General features: G+C 61.5%; 18 protein-coding genes. 3 read left to right on the top strand and 15 right to left on the bottom strand.

Annotation, left to right across the window (positions count from 1 at the left end):
• Window positions 1-110: 110 nt before the first annotated feature.
• Together mutS and fdxA are read left to right on the top strand one after the other, a co-directional pair.
• Window positions 111-2,684, top strand: a complete 2,574-nt coding sequence (gene mutS, locus OIU19_RS17695; RefSeq protein ID WP_264236114.1) for a DNA mismatch repair protein MutS — start codon at window positions 111-113, stop codon at window positions 2,682-2,684.
• Window positions 2,685-2,825: 141 nt separating this feature from the next.
• Entirely contained in the window at window positions 2,826-3,149 is a 324-nt protein-coding gene (fdxA, locus tag OIU19_RS17690; RefSeq protein ID WP_186555408.1) for a ferredoxin FdxA, read from the top strand.
• A gap of 1,435 nt (window positions 3,150-4,584) precedes the next feature.
• Here the strand turns inward: fdxA and rpoS are convergent.
• The 8 genes from rpoS to OIU19_RS17650 all read right to left on the bottom strand — a co-directional run bounded on the left by rpoS (window position 4,585) and on the right by OIU19_RS17650 (window position 11,826).
• Window positions 4,585-5,592: an RNA polymerase sigma factor RpoS gene (gene rpoS, locus OIU19_RS17685; protein ID WP_186555409.1), complete on the bottom strand. Its 1,008-nt coding sequence runs from the start codon at window positions 5,590-5,592 to the stop codon at window positions 4,585-4,587.
• 108 nt (window positions 5,593-5,700) lie between these two features.
• Window positions 5,701-6,558 (bottom strand): peptidoglycan DD-metalloendopeptidase family protein, encoded by an 858-nt coding sequence (locus OIU19_RS17680; RefSeq protein WP_186555410.1) that lies wholly within the window; start codon window positions 6,556-6,558, stop codon window positions 5,701-5,703.
• Window positions 6,559-6,751: 193 nt separating this feature from the next.
• Window positions 6,752-7,390 (bottom strand): protein-L-isoaspartate(D-aspartate) O-methyltransferase, encoded by a 639-nt coding sequence (locus OIU19_RS17675; RefSeq protein WP_264236229.1) that lies wholly within the window; start codon window positions 7,388-7,390, stop codon window positions 6,752-6,754.
• A 38-nt stretch (window positions 7,391-7,428) separates the two neighbouring features.
• Window positions 7,429-8,178, bottom strand: a complete 750-nt coding sequence (gene surE, locus OIU19_RS17670; protein WP_264236113.1) for a 5'/3'-nucleotidase SurE — start codon at window positions 8,176-8,178, stop codon at window positions 7,429-7,431.
• Window positions 8,166-9,224, bottom strand: a complete 1,059-nt coding sequence (truD, locus tag OIU19_RS17665; RefSeq protein ID WP_264236112.1) for a tRNA pseudouridine(13) synthase TruD — start codon at window positions 9,222-9,224, stop codon at window positions 8,166-8,168. Before truD ends, surE begins: the two co-directional genes overlap by 13 nt.
• Entirely contained in the window at window positions 9,221-9,694 is a 474-nt protein-coding gene (gene ispF, locus OIU19_RS17660; RefSeq protein WP_264236111.1) for a 2-C-methyl-D-erythritol 2,4-cyclodiphosphate synthase, read from the bottom strand. Before ispF ends, truD begins: the two co-directional genes overlap by 4 nt.
• A 156-nt stretch (window positions 9,695-9,850) precedes the next feature.
• The gene (gene fghA / locus OIU19_RS17655; protein WP_264236110.1) at window positions 9,851-10,705 is read right to left on the bottom strand and encodes an S-formylglutathione hydrolase; all 855 of its coding nucleotides are present in this window, start codon (window positions 10,703-10,705) and stop codon (window positions 9,851-9,853) included.
• Between the two features lie 8 nt (window positions 10,706-10,713).
• Window positions 10,714-11,826 carry an S-(hydroxymethyl)glutathione dehydrogenase/class III alcohol dehydrogenase gene (locus tag OIU19_RS17650; protein ID WP_186555415.1) on the bottom strand — a complete coding sequence of 371 codons (1,113 nt, stop codon included), beginning with the start codon at window positions 11,824-11,826 and terminating at the stop codon, window positions 10,714-10,716.
• Window positions 11,827-11,933: 107 nt separating this feature from the next.
• Here OIU19_RS17650 and OIU19_RS17645 point away from each other — a divergent pair, with 107 nt between their 5' ends.
• On the top strand, window positions 11,934-12,842 hold the full coding sequence (locus OIU19_RS17645; protein ID WP_264236109.1) for a LysR substrate-binding domain-containing protein: 909 nt from the start codon (window positions 11,934-11,936) through the stop codon (window positions 12,840-12,842).
• Window positions 12,843-12,883: 41 nt separating this feature from the next.
• On the opposite strand, the gene ispD is transcribed toward OIU19_RS17645, so the two are convergent.
• The 7 genes from ispD to OIU19_RS17610 form a co-directional block, all read right to left on the bottom strand.
• Window positions 12,884-13,591, bottom strand: a complete 708-nt coding sequence (gene ispD / locus OIU19_RS17640) for a 2-C-methyl-D-erythritol 4-phosphate cytidylyltransferase (RefSeq protein ID WP_264236108.1) — start codon at window positions 13,589-13,591, stop codon at window positions 12,884-12,886.
• Window positions 13,588-13,869, bottom strand: coding sequence for a cell division protein FtsB (gene ftsB / locus OIU19_RS17635; RefSeq protein ID WP_186555418.1), 282 nt, complete (start codon window positions 13,867-13,869; stop codon window positions 13,588-13,590). The genes ispD and ftsB overlap by 4 nt, the downstream gene beginning before the upstream one ends.
• A gap of 159 nt (window positions 13,870-14,028) precedes the next feature.
• Complete coding sequence (gene eno, locus OIU19_RS17630) at window positions 14,029-15,318, bottom strand: phosphopyruvate hydratase (RefSeq protein ID WP_186555419.1); 1,290 nt, start codon at window positions 15,316-15,318, stop codon at window positions 14,029-14,031.
• Between the two features lie 155 nt (window positions 15,319-15,473).
• Window positions 15,474-16,319 (bottom strand): 3-deoxy-8-phosphooctulonate synthase, encoded by an 846-nt coding sequence (kdsA, locus tag OIU19_RS17625; protein ID WP_186555420.1) that lies wholly within the window; start codon window positions 16,317-16,319, stop codon window positions 15,474-15,476.
• 3 nt (window positions 16,320-16,322) lie between these two features.
• The gene (locus OIU19_RS17620) at window positions 16,323-17,951 is read right to left on the bottom strand and encodes a CTP synthase (protein WP_186555421.1); all 1,629 of its coding nucleotides are present in this window, start codon (window positions 17,949-17,951) and stop codon (window positions 16,323-16,325) included.
• Window positions 17,952-18,221: 270 nt separating this feature from the next.
• Window positions 18,222-19,511, bottom strand: a complete 1,290-nt coding sequence (gene tilS / locus OIU19_RS17615) for a tRNA lysidine(34) synthetase TilS (protein WP_264236107.1) — start codon at window positions 19,509-19,511, stop codon at window positions 18,222-18,224.
• A 194-nt stretch (window positions 19,512-19,705) separates the two neighbouring features.
• On the bottom strand, window positions 19,706-20,653 hold the full coding sequence (locus tag OIU19_RS17610; protein WP_186555423.1) for an acetyl-CoA carboxylase carboxyl transferase subunit alpha: 948 nt from the start codon (window positions 20,651-20,653) through the stop codon (window positions 19,706-19,708).
• Window positions 20,654-20,655: the final 2 nt, after the last annotated feature.

The following is a 20,655-nucleotide window of genomic DNA, read 5'->3' as shown; positions in this document are numbered from 1 at the left end:
CGGGGCTGCGCAGATTTGCCCCACCCTCCCGCACCTGCAACACCCACAAAAAGCCTGTACCATTGCCGGTTTGAAAATCGCCAACCGAATCACCCGCTGTAAGGCCCCGAATGTCTGATCTCTCCGCACACACACCGATGATGCAGCAGTACTGGAAGCTGAAGAATCAGCATCCGGACCAGCTGATGTTCTACCGCATGGGCGATTTCTACGAGATCTTCTACGAAGACGCGAAGAAAGCCGCCAAACTGCTGGACATCACCCTGACCGCACGCGGTCAGTCGGCCGGCCAGTCGATCCCGATGTGCGGGATTCCATTCCATTCGGCGGAAGGTTACCTGGCCAAACTGGTCAAGCTCGGCGAGTCGGTGGTGATCTGCGAGCAGATCGGCGATCCGGCTACCAGCAAAGGCCCAGTCGAGCGTCAGGTAGTGCGCATCATCACCCCGGGTACGGTGAGTGACGAAGCACTGCTCGACGAGCGCCGCGACAACCTGATCGCTGCCTTGCTCGGTGACGAGCGGCTGTTCGGCCTGGCGGTGCTGGACATCACCAGCGGCAACTTCACTGTGCAGGAGATCAAAGGCTGGGAAAACCTGCTGGCCGAACTTGAGCGGATCAACCCGGTCGAGCTGCTGATTCCTGACGATTGGCCACGTGATCTGCCGGCCGAGAAGCGCCCAGGCTGCCGCCGTCGTGCACCGTGGGACTTCGACCGTGATTCGGCACGTAAAAGCCTCTGCCAGCAGTTCGCGACCAAGGACCTCAAAGGCTTTGGCTGCGACAAGCTGACCCTGGCCATTGGCGCGGCTGGCTGCCTGCTGAGCTACGCCAAGGAAACCCAGCGCACCACCCTGCCCCATCTGCGCAGCCTGCGCCACGAGCGCATGGACGACACGGTCGTGCTCGACGGTGCCAGCCGGCGCAACCTGGAACTGGACATCAACCTGGCCGGTGGTCGCGACAACACCCTGCAGTCGGTCATCGACCGCTGCCAGACCGCCATGGCCAGCCGTTTGCTGAGCCGCTGGCTGAACCGCCCGCTACGCGACCTGAAAGTACTGCAAGCGCGTCAGGATTCGATCCGTTGCCTGCTCGATGGCTACCGCTACGAGAAACTGCAGCCGCAGCTCAAGGAAATCGGTGACCTGGAACGGATCCTCGCCCGGATTGGCCTGCGCAACGCCCGTCCTCGTGACCTTGCCCGCCTGCGCGATGCCCTTGGTGCCCTGCCCGAGCTGCAAAACGCCATGGCAGAGTTGGAGGCGCCGCACCTGGCGCGTCTGGCCGCGATCACTGGCACCTACCCGGAACTGGCCAGCCTGCTGGAGCGGGCGATCGTCGATAACCCACCCGCGGTGATCCGTGACGGTGGCGTGCTCAAGACCGGCTACGACAGCGAGCTTGATGAGCTGTTGGCCATGAGCGAGAACGCCGGCCAGTTCCTGATCGACCTGGAAGCACGCGAGAAAGCACGCACTGGCCTGGCCAACCTCAAGGTCGGCTACAACCGCGTGCACGGCTACTTCATCGAACTGCCGACCAAGCAGGCCGAGCAAGCCCCCGGGGACTACATTCGCCGCCAGACCCTCAAGGGCGCCGAGCGCTTCATCACCCCAGAGCTCAAAGCCTTTGAAGACAAGGCACTGTCGGCCAAGAGCCGTGCCCTGGCGCGCGAGAAGATGCTCTACGACGCGCTGATGGAAACCCTGATCGGCCACCTGGCGCCGTTGCAGGACAGCGCCGCGGCACTGGCCGAGCTGGACGTCTTGAGCAACCTGGCCGAGCGCGCCCTGACGCTGGACCTGAACTGCCCAAGCTTCGTCGACGAGCCATGCCTGCGCATCGAGCAAGGCCGCCACCCGGTGGTCGAGCAAGTCTTGACCACCCCGTTCGTGGCCAACGACCTGGGCCTGGACAACGGCACGCGGATGCTGATCATCACCGGCCCGAACATGGGCGGTAAATCGACCTACATGCGTCAGACCGCGCTGATCGTGCTGATGGCGCACATCGGTAGCTTCGTCCCGGCGGCGCACTGCGAGCTGTCGCTGGTCGATCGCATCTTCACCCGTATTGGCTCCAGCGACGACCTGGCCGGCGGGCGCTCGACGTTCATGGTCGAAATGAGCGAAACCGCCAACATTCTGCATAACGCCACCGACCGCAGCCTGGTGCTGATGGATGAAGTCGGTCGCGGCACCAGTACCTTCGATGGCCTGTCGCTGGCCTGGGCCGCTGCCGAGCGCCTGGCGCAGCTGCGTGCCTATACGCTGTTCGCCACGCACTACTTCGAGCTGACCGTACTGCCGGAGAATGAGCCGCTGGTGGCCAACGTGCACCTGAACGCCACTGAGCACAATGAGCGCATCGTGTTCCTGCACCATGTGCTGCCTGGCCCTGCCAGCCAGAGCTACGGCCTGGCCGTGGCGCAGCTGGCCGGTGTACCGGCGCCAGTGATCCAGCGTGCCCGCGAGCACCTGGGCCGCCTGGAAACGACCAGCCTGCCGCATGAGGCGCCGGTGACCAAGGCTGCCAAGGGCGAACCGCAAGCGCCGCACCAGAGCGATCTGTTCGCCAGCCTACCTCACCCAGCCATCGAGAAGCTGGGCAAGCTAGACCTGGACGACATGACGCCGCGCCAAGCTATCGAAATGCTATATCAACTGAAGAACCTGTTATAACGGCCGCCTGCGCAAGCTGGTAGAATCCCGCGCGGTTTGCTGGTGCTGCAGGTTATTAGCCTGGCCTGCAGCCACATACCTGTGAACCGCGCTGCCCTGCAAGGAAGGGCACGCTGCCGTTGCCTGAGGAGAAAATTAGAAATGACCTTCGTCGTCACCGACAACTGCATCAAGTGCAAGTACACCGACTGTGTTGAAGTCTGTCCGGTGGACTGCTTCTATGAAGGCCCGAACTTCCTGGTCATCCACCCGGACGAGTGCATCGACTGTGCACTGTGCGAGCCAGAGTGCCCGGCTCAAGCCATTTTTTCGGAAGACGAAGTGCCTGCGGGCATGGAGAACTTCATCGAGATCAACGCCGAGCTGGCGGAGATCTGGCCAAACATCACCGAGAAGAAAGACGCGCTGCCGGATGCTGAAGAGTGGGATGGCAAGACCGGTAAGATTGCTGATCTGGAACGCTGATACGCTTGGCGTTTCGGTTCAAGGAAGGTGGCCTTAGGGCCGCCTTTTTTATTGCCTGGGATTTGATCAGCAACGAAAACGCCCAAGGCTGAGCTTGGGCGTTTTCTGGAAGCTGGGTGAGGATTGCTCTGGCACTGAACGGCAGGCAAAAAAAAGGGGCGGTTTGACCCGCCCACATTTTTTCCGTAGTCCCTGTTTGTCCCAAACATCGTCCTGATGAATCGCTCCTGCGATGTCCTTGGCCTTCTTCCTGAGGGCCTGTGCCTGTCCGTCGGCACAGTTCGAATACTAGCGATTTCATTTTGCGAGACAAGCGCTGCGGCTTTCAAAACATTACTACGGAAACACTTCTTCATATTTAATAAATCGTTAATTTTCAATTGGTTAGGAAACGGATAGGTTTGAAAACGACAATGATTTACTAATCTGTAGGTCGATGACTTACAGCATGTGTGAGCAATTTCTTACACGGGATGCAACTGGGGTAGCAGTCGACACATTCCTTCACTTGCAAAATGGGGATGCTTTGGGGGCTTTGGGCTCTGGTATTGCAGGCTTATCCATTCTTTGTGGCGACGCCACTGGCCCCTTCCGCCTTTACGGCGGCTTACTTTTCTCTTGGGAAAAGTAAGCAAAACCGCTCGCTCCTGCATACGGCCCTACGCTGCGCTTCGGGTTCCCTCGCTGCGGGCTTGCTCCCGTGAGGACCGCGCTGTACGGCCCCTCCTGGGCCGCAGCGCTTGACGGCCATCCATGGCCGTCACCTCACTCCGCAAGCCCTCCGCTCGGCCTCCTGACGTCGCGAATCTGTAGCGTCTGTACCTGCGCGCACTAAGATCAAAAGCAGGCGAATCGCTACGCTCTCGCAGAAACCAAAGCCAAAGCCGAAGCCAAGTATCGAATTTTTATTTTGTGTTGTTTGTTCAGGCCTCTTCGCGGGCAAGCCCGCTCCTACAGGTACCGCACTGTTCTCCCGGCTGGCGGTGAGCCTGTGGAAGCGGGCTTGCCCGCGAAGAGGCCGGAGTATCCAGCGCAGATGCCACTATCGCCAGATAACGCCAGCCCAGGCGCCGCCACTAACTTCGCGACGTCAGGAGGCCGAGCGGAGGGCTTGCGAAGGGAGGTGACGGCCATGGATGGCCGTCAAGCGCTGCGGCCCAGGAGGGGCCGTACAGCGCGGTCCTCCCGGGAGCAAGCCCGCAGCGAGGGAACCCGAAGCGCAGCGTAGGGCCGGATGCAGGAGCGGGCGGTTTTGCTTACTTTTCCCAAGAGAAAAGTAAGCCGCCGTAAAGGCGGAAGGGGCCAGTGGCATCGCCACAAACAATGGATAAGCTCCCGATTCAAGAACTCAAGAAACTCAAACTCCCCGCAAAACAAAACGCCCCGAGATTATCGGGGCGCTTAGCGAACAAACCGTAAAACCAAAAAACACTACTTACTGAAACAACGACTCACTAGACAGCCCATTCTTCTCAAGAATCTCCCGCAGCCGCTTCAGGCCTTCAACCTGAATCTGCCGCACTCGCTCCCGAGTCAGGCCAATCTCCAACCCCACATCCTCCAGCGTACTGCTCTCATGCCCCCGCAACCCAAACCGACGTACCACAACCTCACGCTGCTTGTCGGTCAACTCTCCCAGCCACTGGTCAATGCTCTGCGACAGGTCATCATCCTGCAGCAACTCACACGGGTCGGTAGGTCGATCATCCGTCAGGGTATCGAGCAGCGTCTTATCCGAATCCGGCCCCAGTGAAACGTCTACCGACGACACCCGCTCGTTAAGCCCAAGCATACGCTTGACCTCAGCGACCGGCTTCTCCAGCAGGGTGGCGATTTCTTCCGGGGACGGCTCGTGATCGAGCTTTTGCGTCAGCTCCCGCGCAGCACGCAGGTAAACGTTGAGCTCCTTGACCACGTGGATCGGCAGGCGAATGGTGCGGGTCTGGTTCATGATCGCCCGTTCGATGGTCTGGCGGATCCACCAGGTCGCGTAGGTGGAGAAACGGAAACCACGTTCCGGATCGAATTTCTCCACGGCGCGAATCAAGCCCAGGTTGCCTTCCTCGATCAGGTCGAGCAACGACAAGCCACGATTCACATAACGGCGGGCGATTTTCACGACCAAGCGCAGGTTGCTCTCGATCATGCGTTTGCGACCGGCAGGGTCGCCTTTTTGCGAGAGGCGTGCGAAGTGCACTTCCTCTTCGGGGGAGAGCAGCGGCGAGAAGCCGATCTCGTTCAGGTACAGCTGGGTAGCATCAAGCGCCCGGCTGTAATCGATGTACTTGTGTTGCTTGAGCGACGAGGCCTGTTTGGCCTTGGTCCGAACCGAAGGTACAGCAGGTTCGTCTGACACCACATCCGTTTCCAAAACGATGCCCGTCTCCATCAAGAGGAGGTCATCGTCGATGTCAAACTCCGGCACTTCTTTACTGAGAGCCATTGTTATAGTCCTTTGCTGAGTTCGAACTCAGACTCTAGCGACACCTGATTCCCTGGCAGCGCTGGAGCCTGTCCCCTCTACATCCAAGGAACAGGCCGGGTACAACGATCAACGACGTGGCAAGAACTGGAGCGGATCGACGGGTTTGCCCTGGCGGCGAATTTCAAAATGCAGCTTAACCCGATCAGTGCCCGTAGACCCCATTTCAGCGATAGCCTGCCCTGCCTTGACCTGCTGCCCCTCCCGAACCAAAAGCCTGCGGTTATGACCGTAGGCACTGACGTAGGTATCGCTGTGCTTGATGATGATCAGTTCGCCGTAGCCCCTCAAGCCACTCCCGGCGTAGACCACTGCACCACCAGACGCAGCAAAAACAGGCTGTCCCAAATCACCGGCGATATCAATGCCTTTATTCAAACTACCGTTTGAAGCGAATTTTCCAATCAGCACGCCGTTGGCCGGCCAGGTCCAACCACCGGCTGTACGCTCTGCGGCAGGCACTGTGGTGACCACTGGTGTGGTGGTTGCCGGGGTTGTTACAACGGGTTTACCACTGCTCGCGGGTGGCGTCGTGGTGGTCCCAACCGGGCGCCGGATGACCGTGGTCTTGCTCGACGAAGAAGGGCTGGAGACCACTGTGGTACTACCGGTCGAACCACTGCTGAAACGAATCGGTTGCCCCGGGCGGATGGTATACGGCGCACTGATATTGTTGCGTGCGGCCAGCTCCTTGTAGTCCCAACCGTAGCGGAAGGCGATCGAGAACAGCGTGTCGCCCGGCTTGACGATGTACTGCCCCGACGTAACGGTCGGGCGCTTGGGCGCCGCGTTGTTGCGGTCGACCACCCGCGCGCCGCTCGAGCCGGTGCTGGAACAGCCCGCCAGCAGGGTGCCCATGGCCAGTGCAACCAGCAGGAGCTTGAAACCCGACCGATCCTTGCGCTGCAGACTGATTGTGTGACCCACCCGCGCTCCCCTCATGGTGCCGAAAACCGATATGACGAAACGAAATGCAATATTGTTGCAATTATAACCGAGCCCACGGCCATTGGGTGGGCTGGAGAAAGATCCGACGCCGCTTCAGGACTTACGGACACCCCGCCAGATAGACACAGCCACGCGGCAAGAATTCGTCAGCGCGGTAAATATTCCGTGTCGCTCAAGCCAGCGGGCCATTGAGCAGGGGCACGAAGCGCACCGCGCCGAGCACCCGCCGGGAGAAGCCATGCTCCTCGCGCACGATTAGCATCAGTTGCTGGGGCTCCCCTGCCGGCCCTACCGGGATCACCAGGCGTCCACCGGGCGCCAACTGATCGAGCAACGCCTGGGGTACCTCAGGTGCAACCGCGGTGACGATGATGCCGTTATACGGCGCCAGCGCCTGCCAGCCGTCGCAACCGTCGCCCCAGCGGAACACCACGTTGCGCAGGTTGAGCTCGAGCAGGCGCTCCTTGGCCCGGTCTTGCAGAACCTTGATCCGCTCCACCGAGAACACGCGCTCCACCAGTTGCGCCAGGATCGCGGTCTGGTAGCCCGAGCCAGTTCCAATCTCCAGCACCTTGTCCAGTGGCCCCGCCTCCAGCAGCAGCTCACTCATGTGCGCAACCATGAAGGGTTGGGAGATGGTCTGGTTATGCCCGATCGGCAGCGCGGTGTCCTCGTAGGCCCGATGGGCGAGCGCTTCATCGACGAACAAGTGACGCGGCGTACGGCGAATGGCCTCGAGCACATTAGGGTTCGAGACGCCCTCCTCGCACAAGCGCTGGATCAACCGCTCCCGGGTACGCTGGGAGGTCATGCCGATACCGCGGCGCAGCAGATCGTCTTGTTCGCGCATCAGAGCACGCCCTCCAGCCAGCCATCGAGCTGCTCGAAGGCATCGTTGAAGGTGCGGTCGAGCTGCAATGGGGTGATCGACACGTAGCCTTGCATCACCGCATGGAAGTCTGTCCCCGGCCCGCCGTCTTCGGCGTCACCGGCCACGGCTATCCAGTAGCCTTCCTTGCCGCGCGGATTGACCACCTTGGTCGGTGCCGCCGCCCGCGCTCGATGCCCGAGGCGGGTGAGCTGGATGCCACGGATGTGCTCCAGCGGCAAATTCGGGATATTGATATTGAGAACAGTGCGCGCTGGCAGTTGCAGACGCGCCTGCGCCTCGACCAGGCGCCGGGCGATGTAGGCCGCAGTCGGCAGGTTGTCTGGCGCGCGCGACAGCAGCGAGAACGCCAGCGAGGTGCCCCCCAGGAAGCGCCCCTCAAGGGCCGCAGCGACTGTACCGGAGTACAACACGTCATCGCCCAGGTTCGCCCCCAGGTTGATACCCGAGACGACCATGTCAGGCGTCTGCGGCAACAGGCCGTTGAGCCCCAGGTGCACACAATCGGTCGGCGTGCCATTGAGGCTGATAAAACCATTGGCCAGCACCTGCGGGTGCAGCGGGCGGTCCAGCGTCAGCGAACTGCTGGCGCCGCTTTTGTCTTGATCCGGGGCGATCACCACGCACTCGGCATAATCGGCCAGCGCAGCATGCAGCGCGGCAAGGCCGGGTGCGTTAACACCATCATCATTGGAAATCAGAATACGCATGGGCTGTCCGTCTGCCCTACCGGCACCAGATCGACAAGCTCGCGCACCACCACGGTGGCGAAGCATCCGGCCGGCAGGACGAATTCCAGTTGCAGGATATCAGGCTCGGGATAATGCCACGTCAGGCCGCCAATAGGGAGCCGCAGGATGCGTCGTTCGTGACTCATGCCCGCTCGTGCCAGCCAATTGCACAGATCGGCATGCCGTTCAGCGATGCTCGACTCCAGCTCGGCGGTCGCGCCGCCGGCGGGCGAGGCCCCTTCGCCCCACATCGGGCCGGTCGGATGCAGGTCGAGAATGGCCAAGCGCGGATCGGAACATTCAGCCTCACCCGCAGGAAAGAAGCTACGACTGTCGGTGAAGGCCAGCAGATCGCCAACCTGTGCCCGCTGCCAACTGCCATCGGCGACCCGCGCTGCCAGCACTTGGTTGAACAGGTAGCTACGCCCAGCCGAAAGCAGACGTGAGCGGACATTGCGCTGTTCCGGCAGGGCAGCACGCGCAGCCCACTGCTGCGCATCATGCACGTTGCCGCCCGCATGGCCGAAGCGTTGGCTGCCGAAGTAGTTGGGCACGCCTTGAGCCTTGAGCTGCTGCAAACGCACATCCAGCGCCGCGTGATCAGCTGCCAGGGCAGTCAGGCGCAGGGTAAAACCGTTGGCCGAGTGGGCGCCGCGTTGCAGTTTGCGCTGGTGGCGCACCTGTTTGAGGATACGCAGGGTGTCGTCTTCGGCGCGCGCCAGGTCGGGGTCGGCCTTGCCCGGCAGATGCAGGCTGAACCACTGGCGGGTCAGGGCCTGGCGATCCTTGAGACCGGCATAACTGATCGAACGAACTGGCACACCAGCCGCGCGCGCCAGACGGCGAGCGGCTTCCTCGGTGTTCAGGTCGCGCTTCTCGACCCACAGCCACAGGTGCTCACCCTGGCCAGACAACGGAATGTCGAGCACTTCGTCGACCTGGAAGTCTTCGGCCACAGCCTTGAGCACTGCGCTACCCAGCGCCGCACCCGAGGCCCGTGGGCCGAGCAGTTCGAGTTCGGTCATGCTGGCAGCAACAGGGCGACCGCGTGCACGGCGATACCCTCCTCGCGGCCGGTGAATCCGAGCTTCTCGGTGGTCGTGGCCTTGACGTTGACCTGGTCGAGTTCAACCTGCAGGTCTTGGGCAATGAGTTGGCGCATGGTCTCGATATGCGGGGCCATCTTCGGCGCCTGGGCGACGATGGTGGCATCGATGTTGCCGACCTTCCAACCCTTGGCCTGGACGATGCCAACGACATGGCGCAGCAGCACCCGGCTGTCGGCGCCCTTGAACTGCGGATCGGTATCGGGGAAGTGCTTGCCGATATCGCCCAACGCGGCTGCACCGAGCAGTGCATCGCTCAAGGCGTGCAACACCACGTCGCCGTCGGAATGGGCCAGCAGGCCGTATTTGTGAGGGATACGCACCCCACCCAAGGTAATGAAATCACCGTCGGTGAAACGGTGCACATCGTAGCCATGGCCAATACGCATAGAAAAACGCCCTGATTAAGTCAGGGCGGGATTCTACCTGCTTTGGCCGGCATTGGGCGCATGGTTTTGGGCCCGCAACGCCCCGTCACAAGCTCCGCGTACTCCCTGTAGGAGCTGGCTTGCCTGCGATGGGCTGCGCAGCTGCCCCAACAACGCCTACAGCCGCCCCAACGCTACCGCATGATGGCGCAGATGCTCATCGATGAAGCTGGCGATGAAGTAGTAGCTATGGTCATACCCCGGCTGCAAGCGCAACACCAGCTCATGACCAGCCTTGCGCGCCGCCTGCTCCAACGCCTCAGGCTTGAGCTGCTTCTCAAGAAAATCGTCGCGATCGCCTTGGTCCACCAACAGTGGCGGACACTGTCCGGCCGGCGTTTCGGCCAGCAGCACACTGGCATCCCATTCACGCCAGCGCGCACGGTCTTCACCCAGATAACGCGAGAACGCCTTCTCGCCCCACGGGCAATCCATCGGATTGCTGATCGGCGAAAACGCCGATACCGAACGGTACCGCCCAGGGTTACGCAAGGCGCACACCAATGCACCATGACCGCCCATCGAGTGACCACTGATACTGCGCTGATCGGACGCCGGGAAATGCGCCTCGACCAGGGCCGGCAGTTCCTCTACCACGTAGTCATGCATGCGGTAGTGCTGGGCCCAGGGCTGCTGGGTAGCATTGAGGTAGAAACCTGCCCCCAGACCGAAGTCCCAGGCGCCGTCCGGGTCGCCCGGCACCTGATCGCCACGCGGGCTGGTATCGGGTGCGACGATGATCAAGCCCAGCTCAGCGGCCAGGCGCTGGGCGCCGGCCTTTTGCATGAAGTTCTCATCGGTGCAGGTCAAGCCGCTGAGCCAGTACAGCACCGGCAGCTTGGCACCCTGCTCTGCCTGCGGCGGCAGGTAGACGGCGAACACCATGTCGCAACCGAGGACCTTGGAGTGATGCCGGTAACGCTTGTGCCAGCCGCCGAAGCTCTTCTGGCAAGAGATGTTTTCCAGGCTCATGGCTGACCTCAGAAGTGGATCACGCTACGGATGCTCTTACCTTCATGCATCAGGTCGAAGGCTTTGTTGATGTCCTCCAGGCCCATGGTGTGGGTGATGAAAGTATCCAGCGGGATCTCGCCCTTCTCGGACATTTCCACGTAGCTGGGCAGCTCGCTGCGTCCGCGCACGCCGCCGAACGCCGAACCACGCCAGACGCGACCAGTCACCAACTGGAACGGACGGGTAGCGATTTCCTGGCCGGCACCGGCGACACCAATGATCACCGACTCGCCCCAGCCCTTGTGGCAGCATTCAAGCGCTGCACGCATCAGTTGGACATTGCCCACGCATTCGAACGAGTAATCAACGCCACCGTCGGTGAGGTCGACGATGACTTCCTGGATGGGACGGTCGTAGTCCTTGGGGTTGACGCAGTCGGTAGCGCCGAGCTGACGGGCGATCTCGAACTTGCTGGGGTTGATGTCGACGGCAATGATCCGCGAGGCCTTGGCCTTTACGGCACCGATGATCGCCGACAGGCCGATACCGCCCAGGCCGAACACCGCCACCGTGTCACCTGGCTGGACTTTGGCGGTATTGAGCACGGCGCCAATGCCGGTGGTGACGCCACAGCCGAGCAGGCAGACCTTCTCCAGCGGTGCTTCTTTCTGGATCTTGGCCACGGAAATTTCCGGCAGCACGGTGTACTCGGAGAAGGTCGAGGTGCCCATGTAATGGAACAGCTGCTGGCCTTTGTAGGAGAAACGGGTAGTACCGTCCGGCATCAGGCCCTTGCCTTGGGTAGCGCGGATGGCCTGACACAGGTTGGTCTTGCCGGAAAGGCAGAATTTGCACTTGCCGCACTCGGGGGTGTACAGCGGGATGACATGATCGCCGACTGCCAGCGAGGTAACGCCCTCGCCCACTGCCTCGACGATTGCCCCGCCCTCGTGGCCGAGAATCGACGGGAAGATGCCTTCTGGGTCGGCGCCAGACAAGGTGTAGGCATCGGTATGGCAGACACCGCTGGCGACCACGCGCAGCAGCACTTCACCGGCCTTGGGCATGGCGACGTCGACTTCGACGATTTCCAGGGGTTTCTTGGCCTCGAAGGCTACGGCAGCACGGGACTTGATCATCAGGGTCTCCAGACAGTGGGTCGATTCGATCCATCCAGTGTAATTCACCGCTGTTTGATGAATAATCCTGGCAAAGACAAAACATTATTGCCATACAGGGATAATCGATGAGTAATCGCTGGGAAGGCATCGACGAATTCGTCGCGGTGGCCGAGTTGGGCCAGTTCACCGCAGCCGCCGAGCGCCTGGGGGTTTCCTCCTCTCATATCAGCCGGCAGATCGCCCGCCTGGAAGAACGCTTGCAGACCCGCCTGCTGTATCGCAGCACCCGCCGGGTCACCCTGAGCGAGGCGGGACAGACGTTCCTGCAACATTGCCAGCGCTTGCAAGATGGCCGCGAAGAAGCGCTGCGGGCGATGGGCGACCTGGCCAGCGAGCCCAAGGGCCTGCTACGCATGACCTGCGCGGTGGCCTATGGCGAACGCTTCATCGTGCCACTGGTGACGCGCTTCATGGCGCTGTATCCGCAGCTACGGGTGGAAGTGGAACTGAGCAATCGCACCTTGGACTTGCTGCATGAGGGCATGGACCTGGCGATCCGCCTGGGCCGCTTGCAGGACTCAAGGTTGGTCGCCACCCGCTTGGCGCCACGGCGGATGTTCCTGTGCGCCTCGCCGGCCTACCTGGAGCGGTATGGCCGCCCGCACAGTTTGTCTGAATTGGCGCGGCACAATTGCCTGATCGGCAGTTCGGATATCTGGGCGTTGAAGCAGGACGGGCGCGAATTCAGCCAGCGGGTGCAAGGCAACTGGCGTTGCAACAGCGGCCAGGCGGTGCTGGATGCGGCGCTGCAGGGGATGGGGCTGTGTCAGCTGCCCGATTACTACGTGCTCGAACACTTGAACAGTGGTGCGCTGGTGTCGTTGCTCGAGGCGCATCAGCCGCCCAACACGGCAGTGTGGGCGCTGTATCCGCAGCAGCGGCATCTGTCGCCGAAAGTGCGGCGGTTGGTGGATTATCTGAAGCAAGGGTTGGGGCAGTTGCCGGAGTACGCCAGCCATCAAGCAAGCAGATGAAGCTCCCACGCTGCCAGGCTGATGCCTCGCTCTGGGTGCAATCAGCGGCGAGCAGCCCAACGCTGGCGCAACCACTCCAGATCTTCCGGGCGGGTAACCTTGATGTTGTCACTGCGCCCCTCGATCAGGCGCGGTGCCAGCCCCGCCCATTCCATGGCCGAGGCCTCGTCAGTCACCGCCACATCAGACACCAGGCACTCGGCCAATGCCCGATGCAACGCGCCGAGCCGAAACATCTGCGGGGTAAATGCCTGCCAGATGGTGCTGCGATCAACCGTAGCGCTGACCCGACCATTGCCATCGGCTCGCTTGAGCGTGTCACGCGCCGGCACTGCCAGCAAGCCACCCACCGGATCATCCGCCAGCTCCGCCAGCAGCCGGTCCAGATCGCTACGGGCCAGGTTCGGCCGCGCAGCATCATGCACCAACACCCAGTCACCGTCCGCCGCCCCTTGGGCATGCAACAGCAACAAGGCATTGAGCACCGAGTCAGCCCTTTCGCGTCCGCCGGCAGCGCGCTGGATACGCGCATCGCTGGCGCAAGGCAGGCCGGGCCAGTAAGGATCATCGTCAGCAATACTGACCACCATGCCCTTGAGCGCAGGATGGCCGAGGAAACAGTCGAGACTATGCTCGAGAATAGTCTGCCCACCCAATTGCAGATACTGCTTGGGCCGATCGGCAGCCATGCGGGCACCGACGCCCGCCGCGGGAATCACGGCCCAGAAAGCCGGTAGTAGTGGGGTCATTTTTGCGGCAGCTGGTAGAGGGTTTCGCCCTCCTTGACCATCCCCAATTCATGACGAGCCCGTTCCTCCACGGTCTCCATACCTTTCTTCAACTCCAGGACCTCTGCATCGAGCACGCGATTACGCTCCAGCAGCCGCTCGTTCTCGGCATGCTGTTCGTCAATCTGCTGCTTGAGCTCGGTCACTTGCGCAAGGCTGCCGCTGCCGACCCAAAGGCGGTACTGCAGGCCACCGAGCAACAGGAGCAAGATGAGAAACAACCAATAAGGACTGCGCATCAAAGTATCCAGGGTTAAAAGGCCGCAGCCACGAGGCTCCCGATAGCACGAAGCCTGGCCAAGGCCAGGCTTCGTCGACAGAAACCCCGTAGGAGGTGTCTGAGGGTTCAGTACGAACGTTCAGACATCCTCGGCTGCTGCCTTTTTACCATCTCTTGCTTAGCCGCGAAACTCGGCACGACCACGGTACACCGCCTTGGCGCCCAGTTGCTCTTCGATGCGCAGCAGCTGGTTGTACTTGGAGACGCGGTCGGAACGGCACAGCGAACCGGTCTTGATCTGGCCAGCAGCGGTACCCACGGCCAGGTCAGCGATGGTCGAATCTTCGGTTTCGCCCGAACGGTGCGAGATCACCGCGGTGTAGCCAGCGGCCTTGGCCATCTGGATAGCTTCCAGGGTCTCGGTCAGCGAGCCGATCTGGTTGAACTTGATCAGGATCGAGTTACCGATGCCCTTCTCGATACCTTCCTTGAGGATCTTGGTGTTGGTCACGAACAGATCGTCACCGACCAGCTGCACCTTCTCGCCGATCTTGTCGGTGAGGATCTTCCAGCCAGCCCAGTCGGACTCGTCCAGGCCATCTTCGATCGAGATGATCGGGAAACGCTCGGTCAGGCCTTTGAGGTAGTCAGCGAAACCTTCGGCATCGAACGACTTGCCTTCGCCGGACAGGTTGTACTTGCCGTCTTCATAGAACTCAGAAGCGGCGCAGTCCAGGGCCAGGGTCACGTCGGTACCCAGCTTGTAGCCAGCGTTGGCGACAGCTTCGGCGATAGCGGCCAGGGCATCTTCGTTGGAGGTCAGGTTCGGCGCGAAACCGCCTTCGTCACCGACGGCAGTATTCAGGCCACGGGCCTTGAGCACAGCTTTGAGGTGGTGGAAGATTTCGGTGCCCATGCGCAGGCCATCGGAGAAGGTCTTGGCGCCAACCGGCTGAACCATGAACTCCTGGATGTCGACGTTGTTATCGGCGTGCTCACCACCGTTGATGATGTTCATCATCGGAACAGGCATGGAGTACTGGCCAGGGGTGCCATTGAGGTTGGCAATGTGCGCGTACAGCGGCAGGTCCTGGTCCTGGGCGGCGGCTTTGGCGGCAGCCAGAGACACAGCCAGGATAGCGTTGGCGCCCAGCTTGGCCTTGTTCTCGGTACCGTCCAGCTCGATCATGGCGCGGTCGAGGGCTTTCTGGTCGAGTGGATCCTTGCCCAGCAGCAGGTCGCGGATCGGGCCGTTGATGTTGGCAACGGCTTTCAGCACGCCCTTGCCCATGTAACGGCTCTTGTCGCCATCACGCAGCTCCAGCGCTTCGCGCGAGCCGGTGGAAGCACCGGACGGCGCGCAAGCGCTGCCGATGATGCCGTTGTCGAGCAGTACATCGGCTTCCACGGTGGGGTTGCCACGCGAATCGAGAACTTCACGACCTTTGATGTCGACGATCTTTGCCATTGTTGTAAGCACTCCAGAATTGACGAAAACAACGCAGCTTAGGGAATTCGAGCCTTTCACCAGGCGAATATGCAGAGGGCTGGCCTGGCGAAGGGGGAGCCCCTGACCGGAAGGTCAGGGGTAGAACGGGCGGTACTTTACCCGAGAAATGAGCTTTACGCGGTTTCTACCGTCGGAAAACTTTTCACCAGGTCGTCCAGCTGCTTGAGCTGAGCCAGGAACGGCTCCAGCTTGTCCAGACGCAGGGCACACGGGCCATCGCACTTGGCGTTGTCCGGATCCGGATGGGCTTCCAGGAACAAGCCCGCCAGGCCTTGGCTCATACCCGCCTTGGCCAGGTCGGTAACCTGCGCACGGCGACCACCGGCGGAGTCGGCGCGACCACCCGGGGTTTGCAGGGCGTGGGTCACGTCGAAGAACACCGGGTACTCGAATTGCTTCATGATGCCGAAGCCGAGCATGTCGACCACCAGGTTGTTGTAGCCAAAGCTCGAACCACGCTCGCAGAGGATCAACTGGTCGTTACCCGCTTCGACGCACTTGTTGAGAATGTGCTTCATCTCTTGCGGTGCGAGGAACTGGGCCTTCTTGATGTTGATCACCGCGCCGGTCTTGGCCATGGCCACGACCAGATCGGTCTGCCGCGAGAGGAAGGCAGGCAGCTGGATGATGTCGCACACCTTGGCTACCGGCTCGCACTGGTAGGGTTCGTGGACATCGGTGATCACCGGCACATTGAAGGTCTGCTTGATCTCTTCGAAGATCTTCAGCCCTTCTTCCATGCCAGGACCACGGTACGAGGTGACCGAGGAACGGTTAGCCTTGTCGAAGCTCGCCTTGAACACGTAGGGGATACCGAGCTTCTCGGTAACCCGCACGTACTCTTCGCAGACCTTCATGGCCAGGTCACGCGATTCCAGCACGTTCATGCCGCCGAACAGGACGAACGGCTTGTCGTTGGCGATCTCGATGTTACCGACGCGAATGATCTTCTGGGTCATGGATCAGGCCTTGTTCTTCTGCGCCAGGGCCGCCTTGACGAAACCACTGAACAGCGGGTGGCCGTCACGCGGGGTCGAAGTGAACTCTGGGTGGAACTGGCAAGCGACGAACCATGGATGATCCTTGGACTCGACCACTTCGACCAGCGCGCCGTCGCCGGAACGACCGGAAATCACCAGGCCAGCATCGACCAGCTGTGGCAGCAGGTTGTTGTTGACTTCGTAGCGGTGGCGGTGACGCTCGACGATCACGTCCTTGCCGTAGCAGTCGTGGACTTTCGAGTTGCCGCTGAGCTGGCATTCCTGTGCACCCAGACGCATGGTGCCGCCCAGGTCGGAGGCCTCGGTACGGGTTTCGACGGTACCGGTGTTGTCGGCCCACTCGGTGATCAGGCCAACCACCGGATGACCGCTGTTGCGATCGAACTCGGTGGAGTTGGCGTCGGTCCAGCCCATGACGTTACGGGCGAACTCGATCACGGCGACCTGCATGCCCAGGCAGATGCCCAGGTATGGCACCTTGTTCTCACGGGCGAACTGCACCGCCTTGATCTTGCCTTCGACACCGCGCAGACCGAAACCACCCGGAACCAGGATGGCGTCAGCGCCTTCGAGCAGGCTGGTGCCTTGGTTCTCGATGTCTTCGGAGTCGATGTAGCGCAGGTTGACCTTGGTACGGTTCTGGATACCGGCGTGGCTCATCGCTTCGATCAGCGACTTGTAGGCATCGAGCAGTTCCATGTACTTGCCGACCATGGCGATGGTGACTTCCTGCTCTGGGTTGAGCTTGGCGTCTACCACCTTGTCCCACTCGGACAGGTCGGCACCGTTGCACTGCAGGCCAAAGCGCTCTACGACGAAGTCGTCCAGGCCCTGGGCATGCAGTACGCCTGGGATCTTGTAGATGGTGTCGACGTCTTCCAGGGAGATCACCGCGCGCTCTTCAACGTTGGTGAACAGCGCGATCTTGCGGCGCGAGGAAGCGTCGACCGGGTGGTCGGAGCGGCAGATCAGCACGTCAGGCTGCAGGCCGATGGAGCGCAGCTCCTTGACCGAGTGCTGGGTCGGCTTGGTCTTGGTTTCGCCTGCGGTGGCGATGTACGGGACCAGCGTCAGGTGCATCAGCATGGCGCGCTTGGAGCCCACTTCGACGCGCAGCTGGCGGATGGCCTCGAGGAACGGCTGCGACTCGATGTCACCCACGGTACCGCCGATTTCCACCAGGGCCACGTCGGCATCGCCGGCGCCCTTGATGATGCGACGCTTGATCTCGTCGGTGATGTGCGGGATGACCTGGATGGTTGCGCCCAGGTAATCACCACGGCGCTCTTTGCGCAGCACGTGCTCGTAGATACGGCCGGTGGTGAAGTTGTTGTTCTGGGTCATCGTGGTGCGGATGAACCGCTCGTAGTGGCCCAGGTCAAGGTCGGTCTCGGCGCCGTCGTGGGTGACGAACACCTCACCGTGCTGGAACGGGCTCATGGTGCCCGGATCGACGTTGATGTACGGATCCAGCTTGAGCATGGTGACCTTCAGGCCCCGCGCTTCCAGGATGGCCGCCAGGGAAGCCGAGGCAATGCCTTTCCCCAATGAAGAAACAACACCGCCCGTGACGAATATGTAGCGCGTCATGAAAAACCCTAGAAGTCTGCGTTAAAGCGGCCAGCGCCGCCGAAGAAAGCGAAGGAAGGCCGAAGCCCCCGATCACCTGCGTCAATCACAGTGCATCTCGAAAAACTGCCGCGTCTGTACAGACCAGGGGTTTCCCCGGCATGGAGCTCGCTCGTCATTTTAAGAAATCAGCCCAGCAAAAAACTGCTTGGTAATCGGCAACTGCTGTGTTTTCGATGAACCCACAGAAGTTGTATCAAGAAGGGAGGGTAGTCTACCGGAATGTACCCTTCAGCTCAAACCTTGCGCGTTCGTCGGCATCTGCCATTGCAACTGGCAGTCGCCCTGCCCCAGTGCGGGCAAATTGGCCACTGCCAGCAAACGCTCGCCCTGGTACAGCAAAGGCAAGCGCGAACGCAGGAAATGCGGGACCTGCTGCTCGTTGAGCAGGCGCTTGAGATCGCGCCGGCCTCGCCCGGCCAGTTCCAGCACTTCACCGCCCTGGCGATAGGCTATGTGCAGGTTTTGCCGGAACGACGGGCCGCTAAGATGCACGCTGCCATTGCCTGGAAGGTGCAGCGGCTTGCTGGGATCAGCCCATGGCTGGGGACCCTCAGGGGTTTTGAGCCAGTCGCCGCTCAGCCACCAGATGCGGCCATGGCTGCGCTGCAGCACACCGTCGGTCAGACGCCACACCGGCTGGGCATCGACAGCGGCATCGCGCAGGGCCTCCCAGCCTACCCAGTGCCGTGCGTCAGGTAACCGCGTGCGCGTACTGAGCCAGTACTGCATAGCGTTGCGCTGACGAGTGGCTGACAACGCCTGCAAGGCATCCAGGGCCAGTGAATCCAAGCCCTGCCATGGCGCCGATGCACTTTGCCCTGCGCCGGCAAGGTCATCTCGAGCGAGCTCGTCGAGCAAGCCTAACGCTTCGCTCAGGTGTTCGGCACTGCGCGCCAGGTTCTGCTCCGCCTGCGGCCAACGCTCACGTAGCAGTGGCAATACTTCCCTGCGCAGGTAGTTGCGCGCGAACGTGGTATCGCCATTACTGGGATCCTCGATCCAGGCCAGCCGGGCGTGTTCGGCATACGCTTGCAACTGCCTGCGCGGCAGGTTCAGCAGCGGCCTGACCAGCCGACCCTGCCCTACCGGCCGGGATGAGGGCATGCCGGCCAGACCGCGCAGCCCTGCCCCGCGCAACAAGCGAAACAGCAGGGTTTCAGCCTGGTCGTCGCGGTGCTGCCCGGTGAACAGCACATCGCCTGGGCCGAGGATATCGATAAAGGCCTTGTAGCGCGCATCACGGGCTGCCTGTTCAAGGCTGGCGCCGGGTGCGACCTGGACGTGGATAACCTGCAGCTCGATAGCCAGGCTGTCGCAGATGGATTGGCAATGGGCAGGCCAGCCGTCGGCAGCAGGCTGCAGGCCGTGGTGGACATGGAGGGCGCGCAAGGGCGGTGTAGCGTGGGTGCTGGCGTAGTCAGCCAGAACATGCAGGAGGACAGTGGAGTCCAGGCCGCCGGAGAAGGCGACGTACCAGTTTGCGCTGTTCAGCCATGGAGACAGAGCTAACTTGATCATCGGTTTCCCGCCTGGTAGCGCACTGGGGCCGCTTTGCGGCCCTTCGCGGGCAAGCCCGCTCCCACAGGGATAACGCCGAACTTGAGAGCGCGCTGTACCTGTAGGCCCACAGAATTAGCGCTTGCCTCGAGCACCTCGCTAACCTTGTGGGAGCGGGCTTGCCCGCGAAGGGCCGCAAAGCGGCCCCCAGCAGATCAGAGGCCGTAGCTCATCAGGCGATCATAACGGCGCTTGAGCAGGGCTTCGTTATCGAGCTTGCCGAGCATATCCAGCTGCTCGACCAGGTCGGCACGGATGCTTTCGGACATTTTCGCAGGGTCGCGGTGGGCGCCGCCCAGCGGCTCCTGGATAACCTTGTCGACGATGTTCAGGCTCTTCAAGCGCTCAGCCGTGATACCCATCGCTTCCGCGGCATCGGCAGCCTTGTCGGCGGTCTTCCACAGGATCGAAGCGCAACCTTCCGGCGAGATCACCGAGTAGGTGGAGTACTGCAGCATGTTCAGCTGGTCGCACACGCCAATGGCCAGTGCGCCGCCCGAACCACCTTCACCGATCACGGTAGCGATGATCGGGGTCTTCAGGCGGGCCATGACGCGCAGGTTCCAGGCAATCGCCTCGCTCTGGTTGCGCTCTTCGGCGTCGATACCTGGGTAGGCACCCGGAGTATCGATGAAGGTCAGGATCGGCATCTTGAAGCGTTCGGCCATTTCCATCAGGCGGCAGGCCTTGCGGTAGCCTTCCGGACGCGGCATGCCGAAGTTGCGGCGCACCTTCTCACGGACTTCACGGCCCTTCTGGTGACCGATGACCATCACCGGCTTGCCATCCAGACGCGCAGTACCACCTACGATGGCGGCGTCATCGGAGAAGTGCCGATCACCGTGTAGTTCTTCGAACTCGGTGAAGATGTGCTGCAGGTAGTCCAGGGTATAAGGACGACGCGGGTGACGTGCCAGGCGGGCGATCTGCCAGCTGGTCAGATTGCCGAAAATGCTTTCGGTGAGGGTGCTGCTCTTGTCTTGCAGACGGGCAATCTCATCGCTGATGTTCAGCGAGTTGTCGTTACCGACCAGGCGCAGCTCTTCGATCTTGGCTTGCAGGTCGGCAATCGGCTGTTCGAAATCGAGGAAATTCGGGTTCATAG

The sequence above is a fragment of the Pseudomonas sp. BT-42-2 genome (assembly GCF_025847435.2).
In the GTDB taxonomy this organism is placed as follows: domain Bacteria; phylum Pseudomonadota; class Gammaproteobacteria; order Pseudomonadales; family Pseudomonadaceae; genus Aquipseudomonas; species Aquipseudomonas urmiensis.
This window is presented reverse-complemented; position numbering and strand designations above follow the sequence as displayed.